The sequence below is a fragment of the Thermomonas sp. genome, from assembly GCF_047606765.1.
GTDB lineage: Bacteria > Pseudomonadota > Gammaproteobacteria > Xanthomonadales > Xanthomonadaceae > Thermomonas.
Map to the genome: position 1 here is coordinate 1 of NZ_JASGED010000039.1, position 19413 is coordinate 19413.

Annotated in this window: 17 protein-coding genes; 14 read left to right on the forward strand and 3 right to left on the reverse strand. The window is 64.9% G+C overall.

The window, feature by feature from the left end; genetic code table 11:
* The coding region (locus QM612_RS03985; RefSeq protein ID WP_415252600.1) for a TonB-dependent receptor at positions 1–2157 on the reverse strand (2157 nt) is incomplete at its 3' end.
* Positions 2158–2461: 304 nt separating this feature from the next.
* Between QM612_RS03985 and QM612_RS03990 the strand changes: the two genes are divergently transcribed.
* From QM612_RS03990 to QM612_RS04020, 7 genes are all read left to right on the forward strand, one after another.
* Positions 2462–3898, forward strand: coding sequence for an SH3 domain-containing protein (locus QM612_RS03990; RefSeq protein WP_415252601.1), 1437 nt, complete (start codon positions 2462–2464; stop codon positions 3896–3898).
* Positions 3899–3908: 10 nt separating this feature from the next.
* Complete coding sequence (locus QM612_RS03995) at positions 3909–5015, forward strand: dipeptide epimerase (RefSeq protein WP_415252602.1); 1107 nt, start codon at positions 3909–3911, stop codon at positions 5013–5015.
* A 7-nt stretch (positions 5016–5022) separates the two neighbouring features.
* Positions 5023–5868: a MurR/RpiR family transcriptional regulator gene (locus QM612_RS04000; RefSeq protein ID WP_415252603.1), complete on the forward strand. Its 846-nt coding sequence runs from the start codon at positions 5023–5025 to the stop codon at positions 5866–5868.
* A 102-nt stretch (positions 5869–5970) separates the two neighbouring features.
* Entirely contained in the window at positions 5971–6747 is a 777-nt protein-coding gene (locus QM612_RS04005) for a L,D-transpeptidase family protein (protein ID WP_415252604.1), read from the forward strand.
* On the forward strand, positions 6744–7994 hold the full coding sequence (locus QM612_RS04010) for a dicarboxylate/amino acid:cation symporter (protein ID WP_415252605.1): 1251 nt from the start codon (positions 6744–6746) through the stop codon (positions 7992–7994). The genes QM612_RS04005 and QM612_RS04010 overlap by 4 nt, the downstream gene beginning before the upstream one ends.
* Before the next feature lie 69 nt (positions 7995–8063).
* Entirely contained in the window at positions 8064–8330 is a 267-nt protein-coding gene (locus QM612_RS04015; protein WP_415252606.1) for a type II toxin-antitoxin system Phd/YefM family antitoxin, read from the forward strand.
* Positions 8330–8671 carry a type II toxin-antitoxin system RelE/ParE family toxin gene (locus tag QM612_RS04020; protein WP_415252607.1) on the forward strand — a complete coding sequence of 114 codons (342 nt, stop codon included), beginning with the start codon at positions 8330–8332 and terminating at the stop codon, positions 8669–8671. Before QM612_RS04015 ends, QM612_RS04020 begins: the two co-directional genes overlap by 1 nt.
* 3 nt (positions 8672–8674) lie before the next feature.
* Here the strand turns inward: QM612_RS04020 and QM612_RS04025 are convergent, their stop codons facing one another.
* Positions 8675–9784, reverse strand: a complete 1110-nt coding sequence (locus QM612_RS04025) for a sterol desaturase family protein (RefSeq protein ID WP_415252608.1) — start codon at positions 9782–9784, stop codon at positions 8675–8677.
* A 312-nt stretch (positions 9785–10096) separates the two neighbouring features.
* Here QM612_RS04025 and QM612_RS04030 point away from each other — a divergent pair, with 312 nt between their 5' ends.
* The 7 genes from QM612_RS04030 to QM612_RS04060 all read left to right on the forward strand — a co-directional run bounded on the left by QM612_RS04030 (position 10097) and on the right by QM612_RS04060 (position 19008).
* A complete protein-coding gene (locus QM612_RS04030; RefSeq protein ID WP_415252609.1) occupies positions 10097–10333 on the forward strand; it encodes a type II toxin-antitoxin system Phd/YefM family antitoxin in 237 nt (78 codons plus the stop codon).
* Between the two features lie 2 nt (positions 10334–10335).
* Positions 10336–10779, forward strand: a complete 444-nt coding sequence (locus QM612_RS04035) for a PIN domain-containing protein (RefSeq protein ID WP_415252610.1) — start codon at positions 10336–10338, stop codon at positions 10777–10779.
* 244 nt (positions 10780–11023) lie between these two features.
* Complete coding sequence (thrA, locus tag QM612_RS04040) at positions 11024–13525, forward strand: bifunctional aspartate kinase/homoserine dehydrogenase I (RefSeq protein ID WP_415252611.1); 2502 nt, start codon at positions 11024–11026, stop codon at positions 13523–13525.
* On the forward strand, positions 13522–14454 hold the full coding sequence (locus tag QM612_RS04045) for a homoserine kinase (RefSeq protein WP_415252612.1): 933 nt from the start codon (positions 13522–13524) through the stop codon (positions 14452–14454). Before thrA ends, QM612_RS04045 begins: the two co-directional genes overlap by 4 nt.
* Positions 14451–15743, forward strand: a complete 1293-nt coding sequence (gene thrC, locus QM612_RS04050; RefSeq protein WP_415252613.1) for a threonine synthase — start codon at positions 14451–14453, stop codon at positions 15741–15743. Before QM612_RS04045 ends, thrC begins: the two co-directional genes overlap by 4 nt.
* Positions 15744–15784: 41 nt before the next feature.
* Entirely contained in the window at positions 15785–17452 is a 1668-nt protein-coding gene (locus QM612_RS04055) for a hybrid sensor histidine kinase/response regulator (protein WP_415252614.1), read from the forward strand.
* A complete protein-coding gene (locus QM612_RS04060) occupies positions 17449–19008 on the forward strand; it encodes a methyltransferase regulatory domain-containing protein (protein ID WP_415252615.1) in 1560 nt (519 codons plus the stop codon). Before QM612_RS04055 ends, QM612_RS04060 begins: the two co-directional genes overlap by 4 nt.
* A 24-nt stretch (positions 19009–19032) precedes the next feature.
* Here the strand turns inward: QM612_RS04060 and tssE are convergent.
* Positions 19033–19413 (reverse strand): type VI secretion system baseplate subunit TssE (gene tssE / locus QM612_RS04065; RefSeq protein ID WP_415252616.1); only part of this gene is annotated, 381 nt, incomplete at its 5' end.

The window sequence follows — 19413 nt, forward strand, 5'->3', positions numbered from 1 at the left end:
AACGCGCACACCCACGTCGTCCAGCGTGCGTTCCATGATCCGATAGGTGGCATTCACCCCCCACGACCAAGTGGCATTCAACGCCTTCTGATAGCCGAGGATGAATTCGTCCTGATAGACAGCCTTGATGTCACGATCGACCTTGGCACGCGGGTCGCCAACGTTGTTTTGCGAATACACGCCACCAATCTGTGCGCCAAGAATGGGCGACATATAGGCTGCGCCCGTCACCGGGTTGGTCGCGCTGTTCCAGCCTTGCAGCACATAGTAGTAGTACTCGTCATACACGTCGCTACCGGCATATTCGTTGACGGCATTGGTGACCGGCAGGTAATAACGCCCCGCATTGCCAAACAGCTTGCTGGTGCCATCGCCCTGCATGTCCCAACTGAAGCCAAGACGCGGAGCTACCAGATTATCCAGCTTGATGAAGCTCTGCCCGCTGGCCGTCTTGTTGTCGAAGCTGTCCACCCGCACGCCAAGGCTCAGCAGCAAATTAGGCGTTACGTTCCAGTTGTCCTCCACATAGAACGCACTGGCCTCGGTTTCAAACGTACCGCCTTGCGAACGGAAACGCTTGGTGATGATGGCATTCACGCCTGCGGGTACCGTTGCACCGTTGGCCAACGGACTGCCAGGCGATACGGCGACAGCCTGATAGGAGAAGCCATCGCCCGGATAGAACAGTGACGTTTCACTGGTCATCAATTCGCGGTCATAACCAAAGCGCAGCACGTGGTTGCCAAGCGACCATTCGAAATCAAGCCGCCCCATCTCGCGCTCATCGTCCCGCTTGCTGATGGTTCCATTATTCGGATGGCAACCCAGCCGCGCACCAAGCGTGGCCGCGATCGCCGAATAACTGGCGTCGGCAGTGACTGGGCTGCATTGTGCATCCAGGGTGGTCCATGCATGCGAACTGCGATTGTTCACGCCATACAGTGCCTTGGCAGTGAAGTTCTCGCCGAAATGGCCGGTATAGGTCGCCGAATAATTGTCGCCACCACTCTTGGAATAACTGGTGCCGTTGTACGCACCCATCGTATCGGTAGCCCACGTATAGACGTAACCGTCCGACTCGCTTTCCCCGCCATCAGAGAACGCCAACAATTCCAGCTTGTGATTGTCGTTGATAATCCAGTCCAGCTTCGTACCCCAGAAGCCATTATCGTTCTTGGCCTGGGAGGCCGATGTCAGCGAATAGCCTCTGGAATGGTTGCTCCGGTCTTCGTACATGCCGAAAAAGAACAGCCTGTCCTTCACGATGGGGCCAGACGCCCATACATTCGTCTTGAACCAGTTGTAGGAATCCCGGCTCTGCAAACCGTACTCGCCAGGGCTGGTATGCAGGGAGCCATCCTCGTGGTAGCGATCCTCGGCTGGCGCTTGCCACGCCGCTGGCTCCATCGTCACCTCGATGCCACCATGAAATTCATTGCCGCCGGAACGTGTCACCGCATTGATGACGCCACCTGTGCTGCGACCGAACTCCGCGGAGTAACCACCGGTCTTGACCTGAAACTCTTTGTAAAAACCGAACGGCACGCTGGAAAAACCCGACCGGTAGAACGGATCGGTCACATTCATGCCGTTGATGTAAACGACGTTTTCCGCCATCGATGAGCCGTTGAAGTTCAGCCCGCCCAGGCGATTGTTGCCAATGACGCCGGGTGCCAACAGTGCAACCGCAGCCAGGCCCTGATCCACCGGCAAGCGCGCCCATTCTTCACGTGAAATATTCGTGGCACTTTCCGTGCTGTACACATCGACGCGATTCACCACACGCGAGCCCACTACCTGCACCGCATCGAGATTGGTGAGCGTGCCTTCACTGCCCAGGTTGACGGTGGCGGTGCCGCCCAGCGGCACGCTGACCGTCAGCGCCTGACCCACGTCCGAGCCGCCGCGCTTCACCTGCAGGGTGTAGTCGCCCACCGGCAACTGCGCCAGACGGTAGCTGCCATCGGCATTGACCGTGACCGTGCGGGTAGCACCCGTGGCCGTGTTGACCAGGGTGATCTGGTCACCGGCATTGGCACGGCCTGCCACCGCGCCCATCGCGCTTTGCGCGAATGCCGGGGCAAGGGCGAGCGAGGACAGGCAGACGCCCATCGCAAGACACAGGGCGGACTTGCGCAAACGCGAGGTGCGGTTCATCGGCTTTCTCCAAAAGGTGGGGATGGCAGAACGACTGGGATGAAATGAGGATGCACGGCGACCGGCGGCGTGCGAGTGGCAACACCCGGCACTGGCGCAGGCGGTACGGTGGTGGCGCGGAATGGGTTGCAGGTCACCCGATGCGTTCCCCAACGGTCGGTCGTTACCGCTTCTTTAACATGCACCGCAGGGCTGGTCAATAAATTATTCTTGCCGTATAACTCGTACGAATATTGATTCAGAGCCTGTGCGCAGCACGGCCCGAACACGCACACAGGCACCGTCACCGGGAGGGGTGAAGACGATGACCGGCACTGTTTACCCGACGCGCCGCACACCCGCGCTGCATGCGCTGGGCCTTGCCCTGTTGCTGGCGGCAGGTGCGGCCACGGCGCTGGACGGCCCGAAATCCGGCACCTTGCCGATCCCGCCCAGCGGCGTGATCGGGATGCAGGATGCCTATTTCTCGCCGGAGTTCTGGGTTGCACGCCAGCAAGCGCCGGACGCCGTGCTGATGACGGCCGATGCCATCGCCGCACGCAACGCACGCCTGCTGCGCGAAGACGATTCGATGCATGACCTTGCCGCGATGCCCGCAATGCTTTCGCGTGCGCAGGTTGCAGGCTGGATCGACGATCTGGCATCGCCACCATCCAAGCCGCTGTGGGATGAAGCCGGCAAGCCTGTCACCAAGGCAACGCTCGACGCGATCCTCGGCAACCGTGCGATGGACGCGATTGCCGCATTGCAGCCCGCCCGCTTCGGCATGGCCTTGCAGCGCACTGACCTGCGCACCTTTCCCGCCGCGCTGCGCGTGTTCAGTCGCGCAGGCGAAACCGATATCGACCGCTTCCAGGAAAGCGCGCTGTTCCCCGGCGATGCGGTGGTCATCGCGCATGCCAGCGCGGATGGGCAATGGCTGTTCGTGGTCAGCGAACGCTACGCGGCGTGGGCGAAGGCCGATGCCATCGCCGAAGGGGATCGCAACACCGTGCTGGGTTACGGCCAGCGCGCGCGCTATCGCATCATCACCGGCGCAAAGCCGCGCACGGTGTTCACCCGCGAGCAGCCGCAATTGTCCGAACTGCAACTGGACATGGGCCTGCGGGTTCCACTGGCCGACGTGCCGCCGGACAAGTCCGTGAACGGCCAGCATCCCTATGCATCATGGATCATCGACCTGCCCCTGCGTGGCGACGACGGCAAGCTGGCATTCGCGCCTGCCCTGCTGCCACGCATCGCCGAAAGCAGCGCCGATCACCTGCCGCTGACCCGCGCCAACCTGCTGCGGCAGGCGTTCAAGTTCCTCGGCGAGCGCTATGGCTGGGGCCATGCCTACAACGGGCGTGATTGCAGCGGCTTCGTGTCGGAGGTGTATCGCAGCATGGGCGTGCAACTGCCGCGCAATACCAGCGACCAGTCGGTCAGCCCGGTGTTCGCGCGCACGCATCTGGCGCAGGACGCAACGCGCGAAGCGCGGATGGCGGCAGTCGCGGCGCTGGACGTGGGTGACCTGATCTACATTCCCGGCCACGTGATGATGTTCATCGGCGAGGTCGATGGACAGCCGTGGGTGATCCACGACACCAACGGCGGCAGCTATCTGCAGGAAGACGGCAGCCTGCGCGAGATGCGGCTCAACAGCGTGTCGGTCACGCCGCTGCTGCCGCTGCGCTTCGGCAAGGATCACGACTACGTGGATCGCATCACGAATATTGTTCGGGTCACCAAGCCACAATGAAGACCATTCGATGAAAATCACCGACATCCGTTTCGGCATGCTGCGCGTGCCGCTGAAAACACCGTTCAAGACCGCGCTGCGCACCGTGGAACAGGTGGAAGACGTGGTGGTGATGGTGCATACCGACAGCGGCCACATCGGCTACGGCAGCGCACCTGCTACCGCTGTCATCACCGGCGACACCCACGGCTCCATCATCGAAGCCGTGCGCCATTACATCGCCCCGCGCGTAATCGGACAGGACATCGCCAACCTCAACCGCATCACCGGCCTTGTGCAATCGGCGATGGAGAAGAACACCAGCGCCAAGGCGGCAGTGGAAATCGCTCTCTACGACCTGTGGGGCCAGTTGTATGGCGCGCCGCTGTACAAGCTGCTGGGCGGCGGCGAGCCGGTCATCACCACCGACATCACCATCAGCGTTGACCACATCGACAAGATGGTGTCCGATTCGCTGTCTGCGGTGGAGCGCGGCTTTGAATCGCTGAAGATCAAGGTGGGCAAGGACATCGGCGTGGATATCGAACGCACCAAGGCCATCCACGCGGCGGTGGAAGGCCGCGCCCTGCTGCGGCTGGACGCCAACCAGGGCTGGACGGCGAAGCAGGCGGTCTATGCACTGCATGCGCTGGAAGATGCCGGCGTGAAGCTGGAACTGGTGGAGCAGCCGGTGAAGGCACATGACCTTGCCGGCATGCGCTACGTGACCGAGCGCGTACACACGCCGGTGATGGCGGATGAAAGCGTGTTCGGCCCGCGCGAACTGGTGGAGTTGATCCGCATGCGCGCCGCCGACATCGTCAACATCAAGCTGATGAAGACAGGCGGCATCTCCAACGCGGTGAAGATTGCCGACATCTGCGCGTTGTACGGCATCGACTGCATGATCGGCTGCATGCTGGAATCTTCCATCGGCGTGGCGGCAGCGGTACATCTGGCGGTGGCCCGCGCCGATGTCATCAGCAAGGTCGATCTGGACGGGCCATCGCTGTGCAGCCATGACCCGGTGGACAGCGGCGTGATCTTCAACGAATCGGAAATCAGCATCACCGACGCGCCCGGCCTTGGCATCCGCGCCATCGACGGCATTACCCCCGTCACCAGCCTTGCGGCCTGAAGCAGGCATGTCCGCGCTGGTCAGGATTCGCGCCGAACGCGACCAGATGTCGGCGATCGAGCGCCGCATCGCCGACTTCGTGCTGGAAAACGCGCAACTGCTGCGCGACTACTCATCGCAGCAGCTCGCCAACGCGCTGGGCATCAGCCAGTCCAGCGTGGTCAAGTTCTGCCAGAAGCTTGGCTTCAAGGGTTATCCCGACCTCAAGCTGTCGATCAGCGAAGCGGTGGTGCGCGCCGACAACGGCAATGGCGGATCCCAACCCGGCGGCGGTAGCCAACGGCCCGCGTCACTGGCGACCAGCCTGTGGCAGCGCAAGTCCGAGGCCGAGGAAGCCACCCGCCACATCAACACGACGGATGCGCTGGGCGCGGTGGCAAGCGCCATCGGCAGCGCGCGCCGCGTTTTCATCATCGGCCTGGGCGACGACGACATCCACGCACGCGCATTGGCATTGCGGCTGTCATTGCTGGGCGTGCTGGCGGTACACAATTTCGATGTCACCCACATGGCCGCCAGCATGTCGGCGGCAGAATCCGGTGACGTGCTGGTGGTGTTCTCCGAGTTCGGCATGCATCCGGCGCTGGGCCAGCTTTGCCGCTACGCGCGCGAGCATGGCGGCGCGGTGGTCACGGTGACCCGGCACAGCGCCAATCCGCTGCGCGCGCACGCAGACCTGCCGCTGCTGGTCTCCGCGCATGATGATGGTGCGCACATCCAGCCCCTGCTCTACCACTCCGCGCTGCAACACCTGATGGATCAGGTGTTCGTGCTGCTGTGCGACGGTTCGCGTGCGCGCCGTGCCAACCTGCAGGCCAATCTCGCGCGCATCCAGCCGTTGATCGATGCATGACACCGATGACTTCGCATTCGTCATTCCGGCTTTCGCCGGAATGAAGGATTGTTGCCATCAATTGCCTCCTCCCGCATTTGCCATGACACTTGCCCAATGACGATGACCACACGCCTCACTGCCTTGCTGCTGTCGCTGGTGCTTGCCGCCTGCACGCATGCGCCAGCCAGCAACCACACTTCCAGCGCCGAAGCCGCACGCTGGGCCGCGGCCCGGCAACTGGTGCTGGTCACCACCGCCAACTGGGACGCCACCAGCGGCGAGTTGCGCCGCTTCGAACGCACCACGAGCGGCTGGAAACAGGTAGGCGATGCCGCACCGATCAGCGTGGGCCGCGCCGGCAGTGCATGGGGCATCGGCCTGCATGACGAGCGCAGCGACGGGCCGGTCAAGCGCGAAGGTGATGGCCGTGCGCCTGCGGGCGTGTTCGGCATCGGCACCGCCTTCGGCTATGCCGGCAGCGTCGCCACCGGCCTTCCCTACAAGGGCATGGGCTACAACGACTGGTGCATCGACGTGCCGGAATCGCCGATGTACAACCAGATCGTGGATCGCAGCGTGGCGAAGGCACCGGGACTCGACAAATCCAGCGAGCCGATGCGGCTTGACCTGCATGCCAACGGCGACCAGCGCTACAGCCGGGGCTTCGTGATTCAGCACAACGCGGAAGCGCGCCCGCAGGCCGGCAGCTGCATATTCGCCCATCTGTGGGGCAAGCCCGGTCAGGTCACTGCCGGCTGCACCGCGATGGCGCCTGAGAGCATGGATGCGCTGCTGCAGTGGTTGGACGAACGACACAAGCCCGTATTCGTGCTGCTGCCACGCGCGCAGTACACCGCCCTGCAACAACAATGGAACCTGCCGGAGACAACCCCATGAGCCAGACCGCCCGTGTCCTCACCGGCCTTGTTGCCGGCATCGTGTTCGGCATTTTGCTGGCATGGAAATCACCGGAACTCGGTTTGCAGATTGCCAACATCGTCGAGCCGTTTGGCAAGCTCTGGCTCAATGCCCTGCAGATGACGGTGGTGCCATTGGTGTTCGCGCTGGTGGTGGTCGGCATCAACCAGGCCAGTGATGCCGCGCACTCCGGCCGCGTGGCAAGGCAAGCCATCATCGGCTTCGTCATCCTGCTCACTGCTGCCGCCACGATGGCCGCGCTGCTGGCACCGCTGGCACTGTCGATGCTGGAACCCGATCCCGCCGTCGCCGCCGCGCTGCGCGGCCATGCCGAAGACATCGCCGCGCCATCCGGCGGCTGGGCCACGGCACTCACCGCACTGGTGCCGAGCAATGCCATCGCCGCCGCTGCCGCCTCCGCAATGCTGCCGCTGGTGACCTTCGCGCTGTTCTTCGGCTTCGCCCTGACCAAACTGGATGCCGCGCCGCGTGCGCAGGTGGTCGGGCTGCTGAAGGCGATCAGCGACGCCATGATCGTGATCGTCCACTGGGTGCTGTGGGCCGCACCGGTCGGCATCTTCGCGCTGGTGCTGGCACTGACCGCACGCGCCGGCTGGGGCATGTTGCAGGCGCTCGGCATCTACATCCTGCTGGAATGCGCGCTGTACGTGCTGGCGGTGGTGCTGCTGATCGTCATCGCCGTCACCCTTGGCAAGGGTGGGCTGCGTCACTTCCTGGGCGGGCTGGTGCCGGTGCAGGCCGTTGCCGCCAGCACGCAGTCCTCGCTTGCCACGCTGCCGGCGATGCTGGACAGCGCGCAAAACCGGCTGGGCATCCCTGCCCGCGTGTCCGGGCTGGTGCTGCCGATGGCGGTGTCGCTGTTCCGCATCACCTCGCCCATCCAGTACATCGCCACCGCCAGCTTCATCGCATGGGCATTGGGCGCAACGCTCACGCCTGCCCATCTCGCCACCGGTGTGGCGCTGTCGGTGCTGGTCAGCATGGGCTCGGTCGGCCTGCCCGGTCAGGCCATTTTCCTTGCTACCAACCTGCCTGTGACCTCCGCCATGGGCCTGCCCATCGCCCCGCTACCGGTGTTGATGGCGGTGGATGCCATCCCCGACGTGCTGGCAACCGTGGGCAACGTCACCGGCGACATGACCGCAACAGCGGTGGTGGGGGCGAGGAATGGGGATGGCGCAGCCGAGCCAACGCATGCGGCCTGAACCGCCCGTATTTGCCTATGGATCGAATAAGGACCATATTGCGTCCTGCCATCCAGCCGGGAACCTGCAATGCGCTATTCGTCGCAGATCAAGCCGATCAGCTACATCAAGGCCAACGCTGCCGAGGTGCTGGCGCAGCTTGCCGAACAGCGCGAGCCATTGGTCATCACCCAGAACGGTGAAGCCAAAGCCGTGCTGCAGGACGTGGCGTCCTTCGAGGAAACGCAGGAAACCCTTGCCCTGCTGAAACTGCTGGCACTGGGTCATCAAGACGTAGCCGCAGGCAAGCTCAAACCGGTTGCCGACGTGGTGGCCCGCCTGCGCGACAAGCCCTGATGGTGCGACGCCCCACCCGCTTCGACGTCTTGTTGACCGCAGGCGCGGAGCGGGATTTGCAGGCCATCCACCACTACATCCACGAATCCAGCGGTAAAGCCAGCGCCAACCGCGTGCTGGACGCACTGATGGCAGTTGTCGAAAGCCTGTCTGCAATGCCGGAGCGCGGCAGCATCCCGAAAGAACTGGCAGCACTTGGCATCAAGGAATACCGGCAAGTCTTGTTCAAGCCCTGGCGCGCCATCTATCGCGTCATCGGCAATCAGGTGGTCATCTTCGTGATCGTGGACGGACGGCGCGACATGCAATCCGTATTGGCGCGCAGGTTGCTGGGTGGGTAAGCCTCAATCCACGTAATCCTCGAACTTGCGCCCGCCCTGAAACGGCATCAGATGTTGTTTGACGATGCCCTTTGGCACGGTTTCCAGCTTCATCACGCCGTATTCCAGCGGCCACTGCTGCTGGTCACGCGGTAACTTGAACGTGCCCATCAGCATGTCCACCAGCGGCAGGTGGATCGCGTAGTTCACGTCGATGTACTCCTGCTGCCGCGCGTGGTGCCAGTGGTGGTAGCGCGGCAGCACCAGCAGGTATTCCAGCCAGCCAAAGCGGATGCCGAGGTTGGCATGCGCCACCACTGCCTGCAGGCCGACCAGGATCACGTAGGCGTTCACCGCCGATGCCGAAAAGCCCAGCACCAGCAGCGGCAGCAGCACTGCGCTGCGGGTCAGCACGATTTCGACGAAGTGGATGCGCGAGCCGGCCAGCCAGTCCATGTGCCGGCTGGAGTGATGCACGGCATGGAAGCGCCATAGCCACGGGATGTTGTGATACGCGCGATGCAGCAGCGCCTGCGCCATGTCGGCCACGAACACTGCGATCAGGAACTGCGCCCACACCGGCAGCGACTGGATCGCCGCCTTCAGCCACGGGAACGCCGCCAGTCCGGCGATGGTGGAAGTGGACGCAGTGACAAGGATCAGGATGAACTGCACCAGCACATGGCTCATGAAGAAATACGCCACGTCGGTGCGCCAGCCCGGTCGCAGCGGCGACAACGCACGTTTGCCGAGATAGCGCTCCAGCGGCACGAATACCAGCGCCGAGAAGAACAGCGACAGCACGAACCAGTCCAGCCCGAGCGAATAAGGCGTCTGGCCAATGCTGTCGAACTGCACGTTTGTGCCGCCGAACAACACCGCCAGCGTCGCACTGCCAACACCGATGGCGGCGATGCGCTTGTTGCGGTCACGCAGGATCGCCACGGTCCCCATGATGAAGGCGGCAGCCAGCCCCACCAGCAGCAGATGACGCGCGAACTGTTCGTTGTAGACAGCGCGGAACTCGCGGCTGGTCAGCAATTCGGGGAAGTGGAAGCAGGCCACCGCCATGAGGCTCAACAGCCCCAGCAAGGCCGAGGCATAGGCAAGGAAGGAACGGCGTGGACGCGCCATGCGTGGGATTTCCCAGTCGAGACGACGCGATTCTGCACGCCCGCAGCAAACGGCAACAGGCTTGACGGAAGCGAATGGCAAGAACCGCTACGACTTCATGCCCCTGCATTCGGCTTGGTCGCGGCGAAATCCGACGCGCCTGCGGGGCAAATACCGACTGCTTCCTCGTCTCCGGCGTTGCAAGCTGAAGGCCATGCAACAGGAGCCTTTGCGATGCCCTGCACCCTGACCCACCTGCCCTCGCCCCCATCCTCGCCATTTGGGTATAACCGGAGTAAAGTAGTGTTCAACACTACTTTCACGGAGGCCGTCATGGCCAACGTCTCCGCATCCGATGCCAACCGCAATTTCTCCGCGCTGCTGCGCGAAGTGACGCAGGGCCGTTCCTACACCGTGCTGTCGCGTGGGAAGCCCGTCGCCACGCTCGGCCCCGTGCAGTCCGATGACCGCGCCCGCAAGCGCGCACGCAGGGCATTGCTGGCGCGCCTGCACGCGCAGCCCGCGAGCGGCGTGCGTGGCTGGAGCCGCGACGAGTTGTACGAGCGCTGAGCATGGACATCGCGCTGGACACCAATGTGCTGGCCTATGCCGAGGGCGTGGGCGATGCGCAGCGACAGGCGGCGGCACTGCAACTGATCGAACGCCTGCCCGCCGCGCGCGTGCGCCTGCCGGCGCAGGTGCTGGGCGAACTGGTGCGCGTGCTGTACGGCAAGGCCGGACGCAGCCGCGCGCAGGCACGCCAGGCGGCGATGGACTGGGCCGATGGTTTCAGCGTGCTGGATTCCACCTGGCCTGCAATGCTCGGCGCACTGGACCTGTGCGTGGATCATGAATTGCAACTGTGGGACGCGCTGATCCTGTCGGTGGCCTCCGATGCCGGCTGCCGGGTGCTGCTCAGCGAAGACCTGCAGCACGGCTTCACCTGGCGTGGCACCACCGTGGTCAATCCGTTCCACACACCCATGCCCGAGTTGCTGCAGGCAGTGCTGGATTGATGCAGCGGCGCGCTTCATCGGTTTCAGGCGTGACCACCGCTTGACAGCCTTCGCCGCAGTGCAGCAGAGTCCGTCCCCATGTCCCGCCACATGACCACCACGATTATTACCACCGGCACCGGTACCACGACGCCGGTGCGGTCGGTCATGCCTGGATAAACCCATCCAAGACAACGACCCCGCAGCGACAGAGGCGGGGCGCGAATCCCGACTCGACGCACGCGGGGCTTCCACCGGAGGCTTCATGGTTTCGTCGCAGTCCGCACCACCCAAGCCCGCTCCATCCAAAGCATTTTGTCGCGCACACAAGTTTGGCGGCAGTTCACTGGCCGATGCCGACCGCATCCGTCACGTTGCCGGGCTGCTGCTGGCCGACGATGCACCACGCCAAGTCGCGGTGTCCTCGGCGATGCAGGGCGCCACCAATGCACTGATTGCGCTGACCGATGCCGCCGCATCCGGCGCGGACTGGCAGCCTGCTTTCGCCGCGCTGAAGGCCAAGCACGAGGAAACGGCACGCAAACTGCTGGACGCACCGGAAGCGATGCTGGGCTGGCTTGAGGTGCAATTCACCGAAATCGCCGACCTGCTGCGTGCGGTCAGCCTGCTGCGCCAGCCGGGGCGTTCCGCGCTGGAACGCATCCACGGCATGGGCGAGGTGCTTTCGACCACGCTGTTGAACGCACATCTGCAACAGCGCGGCGGCGACTACGCCCTGCTCGACGCGCGCGAGGTGCTGGTGGTGCGGCATACCGACCTCGGTGCCATCGTCGATTGGGATGCAAGCGCGCGCCGGCTTGCGCAGTGGCAGCAGGCCAACCCGGCATCTCGCGCGATGGTGACCGGCTTTGTCGCCAGCGGCGAAGACGGCCTGCCCACCACGCTGGGCCGCAACGGCAGCGACTATTCCGCCGCGATCTTCGCCAGTCTTTTCGATGCCGACGAACTGCACATCTGGAGCGATGTGGATGGCGTGCTGTCCGCCGATCCGCGACTGGTGCCGGAAGCGGTTTCGCTTGCGGCGATGAGCTACCGCGAAGCCTGCGAACTGGCCTACTTCGGCGCGAAGGTGATCCATCCGCAGACCATGACGCCGGCCATCGCGCGCGGCCTGCCCATCCTGATGCGCAACACCTTCCGCCCGGAGTTCCCCGGCACCCGCATCGACGCCGACGGCGACCGCAATGCCGCAGGCCCGGTGAAGGGGCTCACGCTGGATCCTGGCCTTGCGCTGGTCAGTCTGGAAGGCGCGGGCCTGATCGGCGTACCCGGCACCGCCGAGCGCGTGTTTGCCGCACTGCATGCCGCGCGTATTTCGGTGGTGATGATTTCGCAGGGCAGCTCCGAGCATTCAATCTGCTCGGTAGTGCGAGAGCGCGATGCCGATACCGCAAAGGCCGCGCTGCTGGACGCCTTCGCACGCGAGCTTGCTTCCGCGCAGGTGCAAGGCGTGCAGGTGGTGCGCGATATCAGCGTGCTGGCAGCGGTGGGCGATGGCATGGCCGGCACGCCGGGCGTGGCAGCGCGATTGTTCGAAGCACTGGCGCGGGCGCGCGTGAATATCCGCGCCATTGCGCAGGGCGCATCGGAGCGCAACATCTCGGTGGCAATTGCCTCCGCCGACGCCGCGCGTGCGCTGCGCGCCGCACACGCCGCGTTCTGGCTGTCGCCGCAGACGATTGCGCTTGCGGTAATCGGCCCCGGCAAGGTCGGCGGTGCCCTGCTGGACCAGTTGCAGGCCGCGCTGCCGCGCCTGCGTCAGGATGCCAATGTTGACCTGCGCCTGCGCGCCATCGCCGGCAGCAGCAAGCTGTGGCTGTGCGAACACGGCGGCGATGCCGACTGGCGCACACGCATGCAGGCCGAGCCTTCGCAAACCGGCCTGGATGGACTTGCCGCGCATCTTCTGGACAGCCACATGCCGCATGCGGTGATCGTGGACTGCAGCGCCAGCAACGACGTGGCGCAGCGTTATCCGCAGTGGTTAGCCGCCGGCATCCACGTCATCACGCCCAACAAGCAGGCCGGCGCAGGGCCGCTGGAACGCTATGACGCCATCCGCGCTGCCCGCGTGAAAAGCGGCGCGCGCTTCCGCTACGAGGCCACCGTCGGCGCGGGCCTGCCGGTGATCTCCACCCTGCGCGACCTGCTGGATACCGGCGACGAGCTGATCGCCATCGACGGCATCTTCTCCGGCACGCTGGCATGGCTGTTCAACATGTTCGATGGCAGCAAGCCGTTCTCCACACTTGTGCGTGAAGCCCATGCACTGGGTTACACAGAGCCCGACCCGCGCGATGACCTGTCCGGTACCGACGTGGCGCGCAAGCTGGTGATCCTTGCCCGCGAAGCAGGTCTGCAGTTGTCACTGGCCGACGTGTCCGTGCAAAGCCTTGTGCCCGAAGCCCTGCGCGATGGCGACTGCGACGCCTTCATGGCGGCGCTGGAACAGTTGGACGCACCGATGCAGGCCGCGCTGCAGGCCGCGCGCGCCAAGGGCTGCGTGCTGCGCTATGTCGCCAGGTTGGAACGTCATGGCAATGCGCAGGTTGCGTTGCAGGAACTCCCCGCCGACCATGGCTTCGCCCATCTCCGACTGACGGACAACAGCGTGCAATTCACCACCCGTCGCTACCGCGACAACCCACTGGTCGTGCAAGGCCCCGGCGCCGGGCCGGAAGTCACCGCCGCCGGCGTGTTCTCCGACCTGCTGCGGCTGGCTGCCGCGCTTGGAGCAAAATTGTGAGCGCTGCCCGCAGTGAGGCGCGTGCGTTCGCACCGGGTTCCGTCGGAAATGTTGGCGTGGGTTTCGACGTGCTCGGTCACAGCATTGCAGGCATTGGTGATGTCGCCACCGTGCGCCGCATCGATGCACCCACGGTGCGCATCAAGGCCATTCGCGGCAGCGTCACCGACCTGCCGCTGGAGGCGCAGCGCAATACCGCCGGCGGCGCGCTGATCGCCCTGCGCGAAGCGCTGGCGCTGCCGTTCGGCTTCGAAATCGAAATCGACAAGGGCATCCCGCTCGGCTCCGGGCTGGGCGGTTCCGCTGCGTCCTGCGTGGCCGCACTGGTGGCGGCGAATGCGCTGCTGGATGCACCACTCGATGCGCATGCGCTGTATCCGCATGCACTCGCCGGTGAAGCCGTTGCCAGCGGTGGCCGGCACGGCGACAACGTCGGCCCGATGCTGCTGGGCGGGCTGGTGCTGGCCACCGCCGACCGCCTGACCAAGGTCAACGTGCCCGCCGCATGGCATGCCGCCGTGGTGCATCCGCATGCGGTACTGGAAACGCGCCGCGCGCGTGAAGCGCTGGCAGGCGCATACGCATTGAAGGAGTTCGTCGCGCAAAGCGCAAATCTTGCGCAGGTGCTGCTGGGCTGCGAACGCGGCGACGCATCGCTGGTGCGCGCCGGCCTGTCCGACGTACTGGTGGAACCACGCCGCGCGCCGCTGATCGCGGGCTTTGCCGAAGTGAAGCAGGCCGCGCTGGAGGCAGGCGCAATGGGCGCCAGCATTTCCGGCGCAGGCCCCAGCGTGTTTGCATGGTGCGAAGACGCAGGCAGCGCGCAACGCGCAAGCGCGGCGATGCAGGTGGCGTTCGCGCGGGCCGGCTTCGACAGCGATGCCCATCTCACGCCGGTTGCCGGCCCCGCCGCCGAGGTACTGGCATGAACGCACTCAGCACACGCGGCAACGCGCCCATCGTTTCGATCGCCGATGCCATCGCCGCCGGGCTTGCGCCGGACGGCGGGCTGTACATGCCACAACACTGGCCCACGTTCACGCCTTCGCAATTTGATGGCGCGGACACATTGGCAGCAGTCTCTGCACGCTTTCTTGCACCGTTTTTTGCAGACGGCGCACTGGATGCCGCCCTGCCCGGCATCTGCCGCGAAGCGCTTGCCATCGACCCGCCGCTGGTCGGCTTCGGCAAGCCGGACGACTTCCTGCTTGAACTGTTCCACGGCCCCACCGCCGCCTTCAAGGACTACGGCGCGGCCTTCCTCGCCGGCTGTCTCGCAGCGCTGCCACGCGGCGACAAACCACTGACGATAGTCGTCGCCACCTCGGGCGATACCGGCGCGGCGGTCGCTGCCGCCTTCCACGCCCGCCCCGGCTTTCGCGTTGCCATCCTGTATCCCGATGGCCGCGTCTCACCGCGACAGGCGCACCAACTTGGCTGCTTCGGCGACAACATACGCGCGCTGCGCGTGGCCGGCAGCTTCGACGACTGCCAACGCCTCGCCAAAACCCTGCTGGCCGATGCCGAATACCGCGCGCAAGTGCCGCTGGGCTCGGCCAACAGCATCAGCCTGGGCCGGCTGCTGCCGCAAGCGGCGTACTACGCGCACGCATCGCTGAACCACTTGCGCGCAAGCGGACGCGCGCTGAACTTCGTCATTCCCACCGGCAACCTCGGCAACGCGCTGGCCTGCCTGCTGGCAAAGCGCATGGGTCTGCCCATCGGCGAGGTGGTGCTGGCCAGCAACGCCAATACCGTGCTGCCGGATTTCTTCGCAGGCGGCGAGTACACGCCGCAGCCCAGCATCGCAACGCTTGCGAACGCGATGGACGTGGGCGCGCCCAGCAACTTCGAGCGCCTGCGCTTCCTGTACCCGGATGCCGACGAGCTGCGCGCAACCCTGCGCGCCGAAGCGGTCAGCGACGAACAGATCCGCGCCGCCATCGTCCGCACCCGCAACGAGCGCGGCCACGTGGTCTGCCCGCATACCGCCTGCGCTGCTGATGTGCTGGATCGTTTGCGCGCACGCGGCGAACAAGGCGACTGGGCGGCGGTGTCCACCGCGCATCCGGCCAAGTTCCCGGAAGTGGTGGAACCGCTGCTGGGCGAAGTGGTGCCACCACCGCCCGCACTGGCGGCGATGCTGGAGCGGCCCAGCCACGCCGAACCGCTGGCGGATGATGCCGATGCACTGCGGGAGCGGTTGCGCACGGGCTGATGCGATGTCCGGTTCCGGCGCGGTTTCGCGTTTGAACCGGCATGTCCCTGCGCGAAAAACACTCGATCCACCGCGACACCCCACCACTGTCGCGGATGCCGCTGCTTCGCGAATGGGCGCTGCGCGTCCTGCTGCCGTTGTTGCTCGCGGTTTCGATTGCATTCGGCCTGCTCCTGTTCGCGGCAACGCGCCTGCATCCGCAGGGCATCGCCGGCATGTCCGGCACACTCTGGCAGGCGGGCCTGCTGCTGGTGGCCGCGCTGGCGCTGACGGCAGCGCTCGGCTGGCGCATCGCCATGCGGCTGGTGCGTCCCATCTCCGAACTGACTGCTGCGGTGGAATGCCTCGGGCGCGGCGAGCAGGTGCATCTGGACGTGCTGCCCGGCGAAGTGCTGGGCCGTCTGCAGCGCGGCGTGAACGAGGCTTCACAGGCGCTGGCCGATGCGCATAACCGCATGCACAGCGAGCTGGGCCGCACCAGCATCGAACTGGCCGACAAGAACGCAAAACTCGAAGCCGCAAGCCAGTCGCGCGCGCGCTTCCTTGCTGCCGCCAGTCACGACCTGCGCCAGCCGCTGTACGCGCTGACGCTGTTTTCCTCCGCACTGCGCACCGGCGAAACCGACCCCGACAAACTGGCGCGGGTGCTGCGCATCGAGGAATGCGTGACATCGCTGGACCAGCTGTTCTCGGAATTGCTTGACCTGTCGCGGCTGGAAGCCGGCGCGATGCAGGCCGTGCATGCCGACGTGGCGCTGGATGACGTGTTCGACGAAGTCAGCCGCAACTTCCGCATGCTGGCCGAATCCCGCGGGCTGCGCCTGATCGTGCGCAAGACCGACGCATGGGTGCGCTGCGACCGCACCATGCTGGCGCGCATCCTCAACAATCTGGTCAGCAACGCACTGCGCTACACCGATGACGGCGGCGTGCTGGTCGGCGTGCGTCACCAGCACGATGGCAAGGTGCGGGTGGATGTGTGGGATACCGGCTGCGGCATCGCGCCGGAACATCAGGAGCGCGTGTTCGAAGCGTTCTACCGCGTCAATGGCGATGGCGATACGGGCAAGTCGAGCAGTGAACGCGGGCGCGGTCTGGGGCTGGGACTGGCAACGGTGCGCAAGCTGGCGGAACTGGCCGGCTGCAGGATCGACCTGGCATCCCGCCCGCAGCGCGGCACGCGCGTTTCGGTGCTGGTGGAAGCAGGCGTGCCCGCTGCACACTCCAGCAATGACGCCTTCGACCTGCCGCTGGACATCAGCGGCCTGCGGGTGCTGGTGATCGACGACGAGATCAGCATCCTCGAAGGCCTGCGCGCACTGCTGGAAGAATGGGGCTGCGACATCCGCGCCGCCGAGAACGAAGCCGAAGCACTGCAACAGGTCGCGCACTGGCCCACGCCACCCGATCTTGTCATCAGCGACCTGCGCCTGCGCGAAGGCCGCAGCGGGATGGATGCCTTGCGCGCATTGGCCCGCCACTACGGCCAGGACCCACAGCAACCCGGATTCGCGCGCCTGCTGGTCACCGGCGAAACCCGGCCCGACCGGATCGGCGAAATCGCCGCCAGCCGGATCCCGGTGCTGTTCAAGCCGGTGTCGCCACAGCGCCTGCGCGAGGCGATGCTGGCATCCGTATTCGCCGCCAGTGTCATGCGTGAAGGCCAGACGCAGGAACAGACATCCGCACGCATCAGGAGCAACGCATGAGCGAGACCTTCCTCTATGACGTGGTTGACTATCCACCTTACGTGCATGAGCAAATGCACCCGTCGAGGCTGGCTGCCATCGCCCGCCTGCATGGCATCCCGGCTGCAACGCCACGGCGATGCCGGCTGCTCGAAGTCGGCTGCGGCGACGGCCTGCAATTGCTCACGCTGTCGCAGGCGTATCCGGACAGCCAGTTCATCGGTGTTGATTTGTCGACAAAGGCCATCGCGCGCGGCGAAGCGATGCGGCGCTCGCTGGGGCTGGACAACCTGCAACTGGTCGCCGCCGACCTGCTGGACTGGGATGCAGGCACTGAACCCTGCGACTACATCCTCGCCCATGGCTTCTGGTCATGGGTGCCGCCCGCTGTGCGCCAGCGCTTGCTGGCGCTGTGCGAGCAGAACCTTGCGCCTGCCGGCATCGCCTACGTCAGCTACAACACACTGCCTGGCTGCCACCTCAGGCGGATGCTGTGGGACATCATGAAGTTCCATTCGGATGGCGCAGCAACCCCCGCCGAGCGCGTGGACAAGGCGATGGAATGCCTTGACCTTCTCGAAAATGGCATGGTGGATCAGCGCCGGTACTCGAAGGTCATGGCCAGCGAAATCAAGGATCTCCGCCAGCGGCTACACCCCAGTGTCCTGCTGCATGATGATCTGTCCCCGATCAACGACCCATGCACGCTAAGCGAATTCCTGCAGCAGGCGCATGGGCATGGGCTTGCGTTCCTCGCCGAGGCCAATTACCTCGAAATGTCGCTGAAGACCGTCACCGAAAGCGTGCGGCCGATACTGGCAGGGATCGCCGAGCATGACCTGGCAACCAAGGAGCAATACCTCGACTTCATCACCGGGCGCAGGTTCCGGCAAACCATGCTGTGCCGCGTGCAGGCAATGCCCAGCACGCAACCCGATGTTCGGGTGCTGCCAAGCCTCGAAGCCGTCTGCATCCTCGATGCAGACAGTGATGCCCCCGATGAAAAAGGCGTGATGCAGTTTTCGCGCCTGGACAGCAGGATTTCCACCGACAACCCGCTGCTGCAACATCTGCTGCTCGCCTGTCAGGCCAAGCGCCCGTTGCCGCACGCCGTGCGTGCGCTCGTGTATGAAGCCCGCGATGCAATCGCCAGCACACGTTCGCTGGAAGAAGACACCGCCACCGCCGTGAATTTCCTGCTGGGCGCGTTCCAGGTCGGCATGGTCGAACTGCATTGCGACGCGCCGCGTTTCGCCCTGAAGGCCGGGGAACGCCCCTGCATGAGCCCGCTGGCGCGCCTGCAGATCGGTGAAGGGCATGCACGCTTCGCCAGCCTGGTGCCTTCGATGGGGAAACTGGAAAGCCCGCTGGCAAGGGAACTGGCCTTGCTGCTGGATGGCAACCGTGACCACGAAACACTCCGGCACGACTGGGCTGCACGCATGGCGACGATCCCGACCCAGACCGGCGAAGGCAGTCCGCTGGCATGCAGGCCACAGGCATGGTGGCAAGCTGCCCTGCCCGATCTGGAAGAGGGCCTGGACGAAATGGCGCGGCTGGGTTTGCTGCTGTCCTGACCAGGCAGGATCAACCCGCGCGGGTCAACGCACGGTGCAGATTTGGGTTGCCACTTGCAGCACGGCGTCGAACTGCACCTTTTCGTTGTCCTCGCCCAGGTCGAGCAAGGCATCCACACGGAAACGCAGGGCGCGGTCGGATTCACGCTGTGGCTCCAGCACCACGCGCACGCGGCTGAGCCGCCCTTCATGCACGGCGATCGTCTGCTCCAGCGAACGACGGATGCGGTCACGATCCTGCGGGCTGAGCACGCTGTAGGACGAAAAATCGAGGATGCCGTAGGTCAACAGCGATGCGCGACATTCCTTGAAGGTATCCGGAATCAGGCGCGCGCCTTCCGAGCGGGTATTGAGCAGGTTTTCCAGGTCGCGGGAGACGCTGTCGCGGATTTCACTGATGGAAAC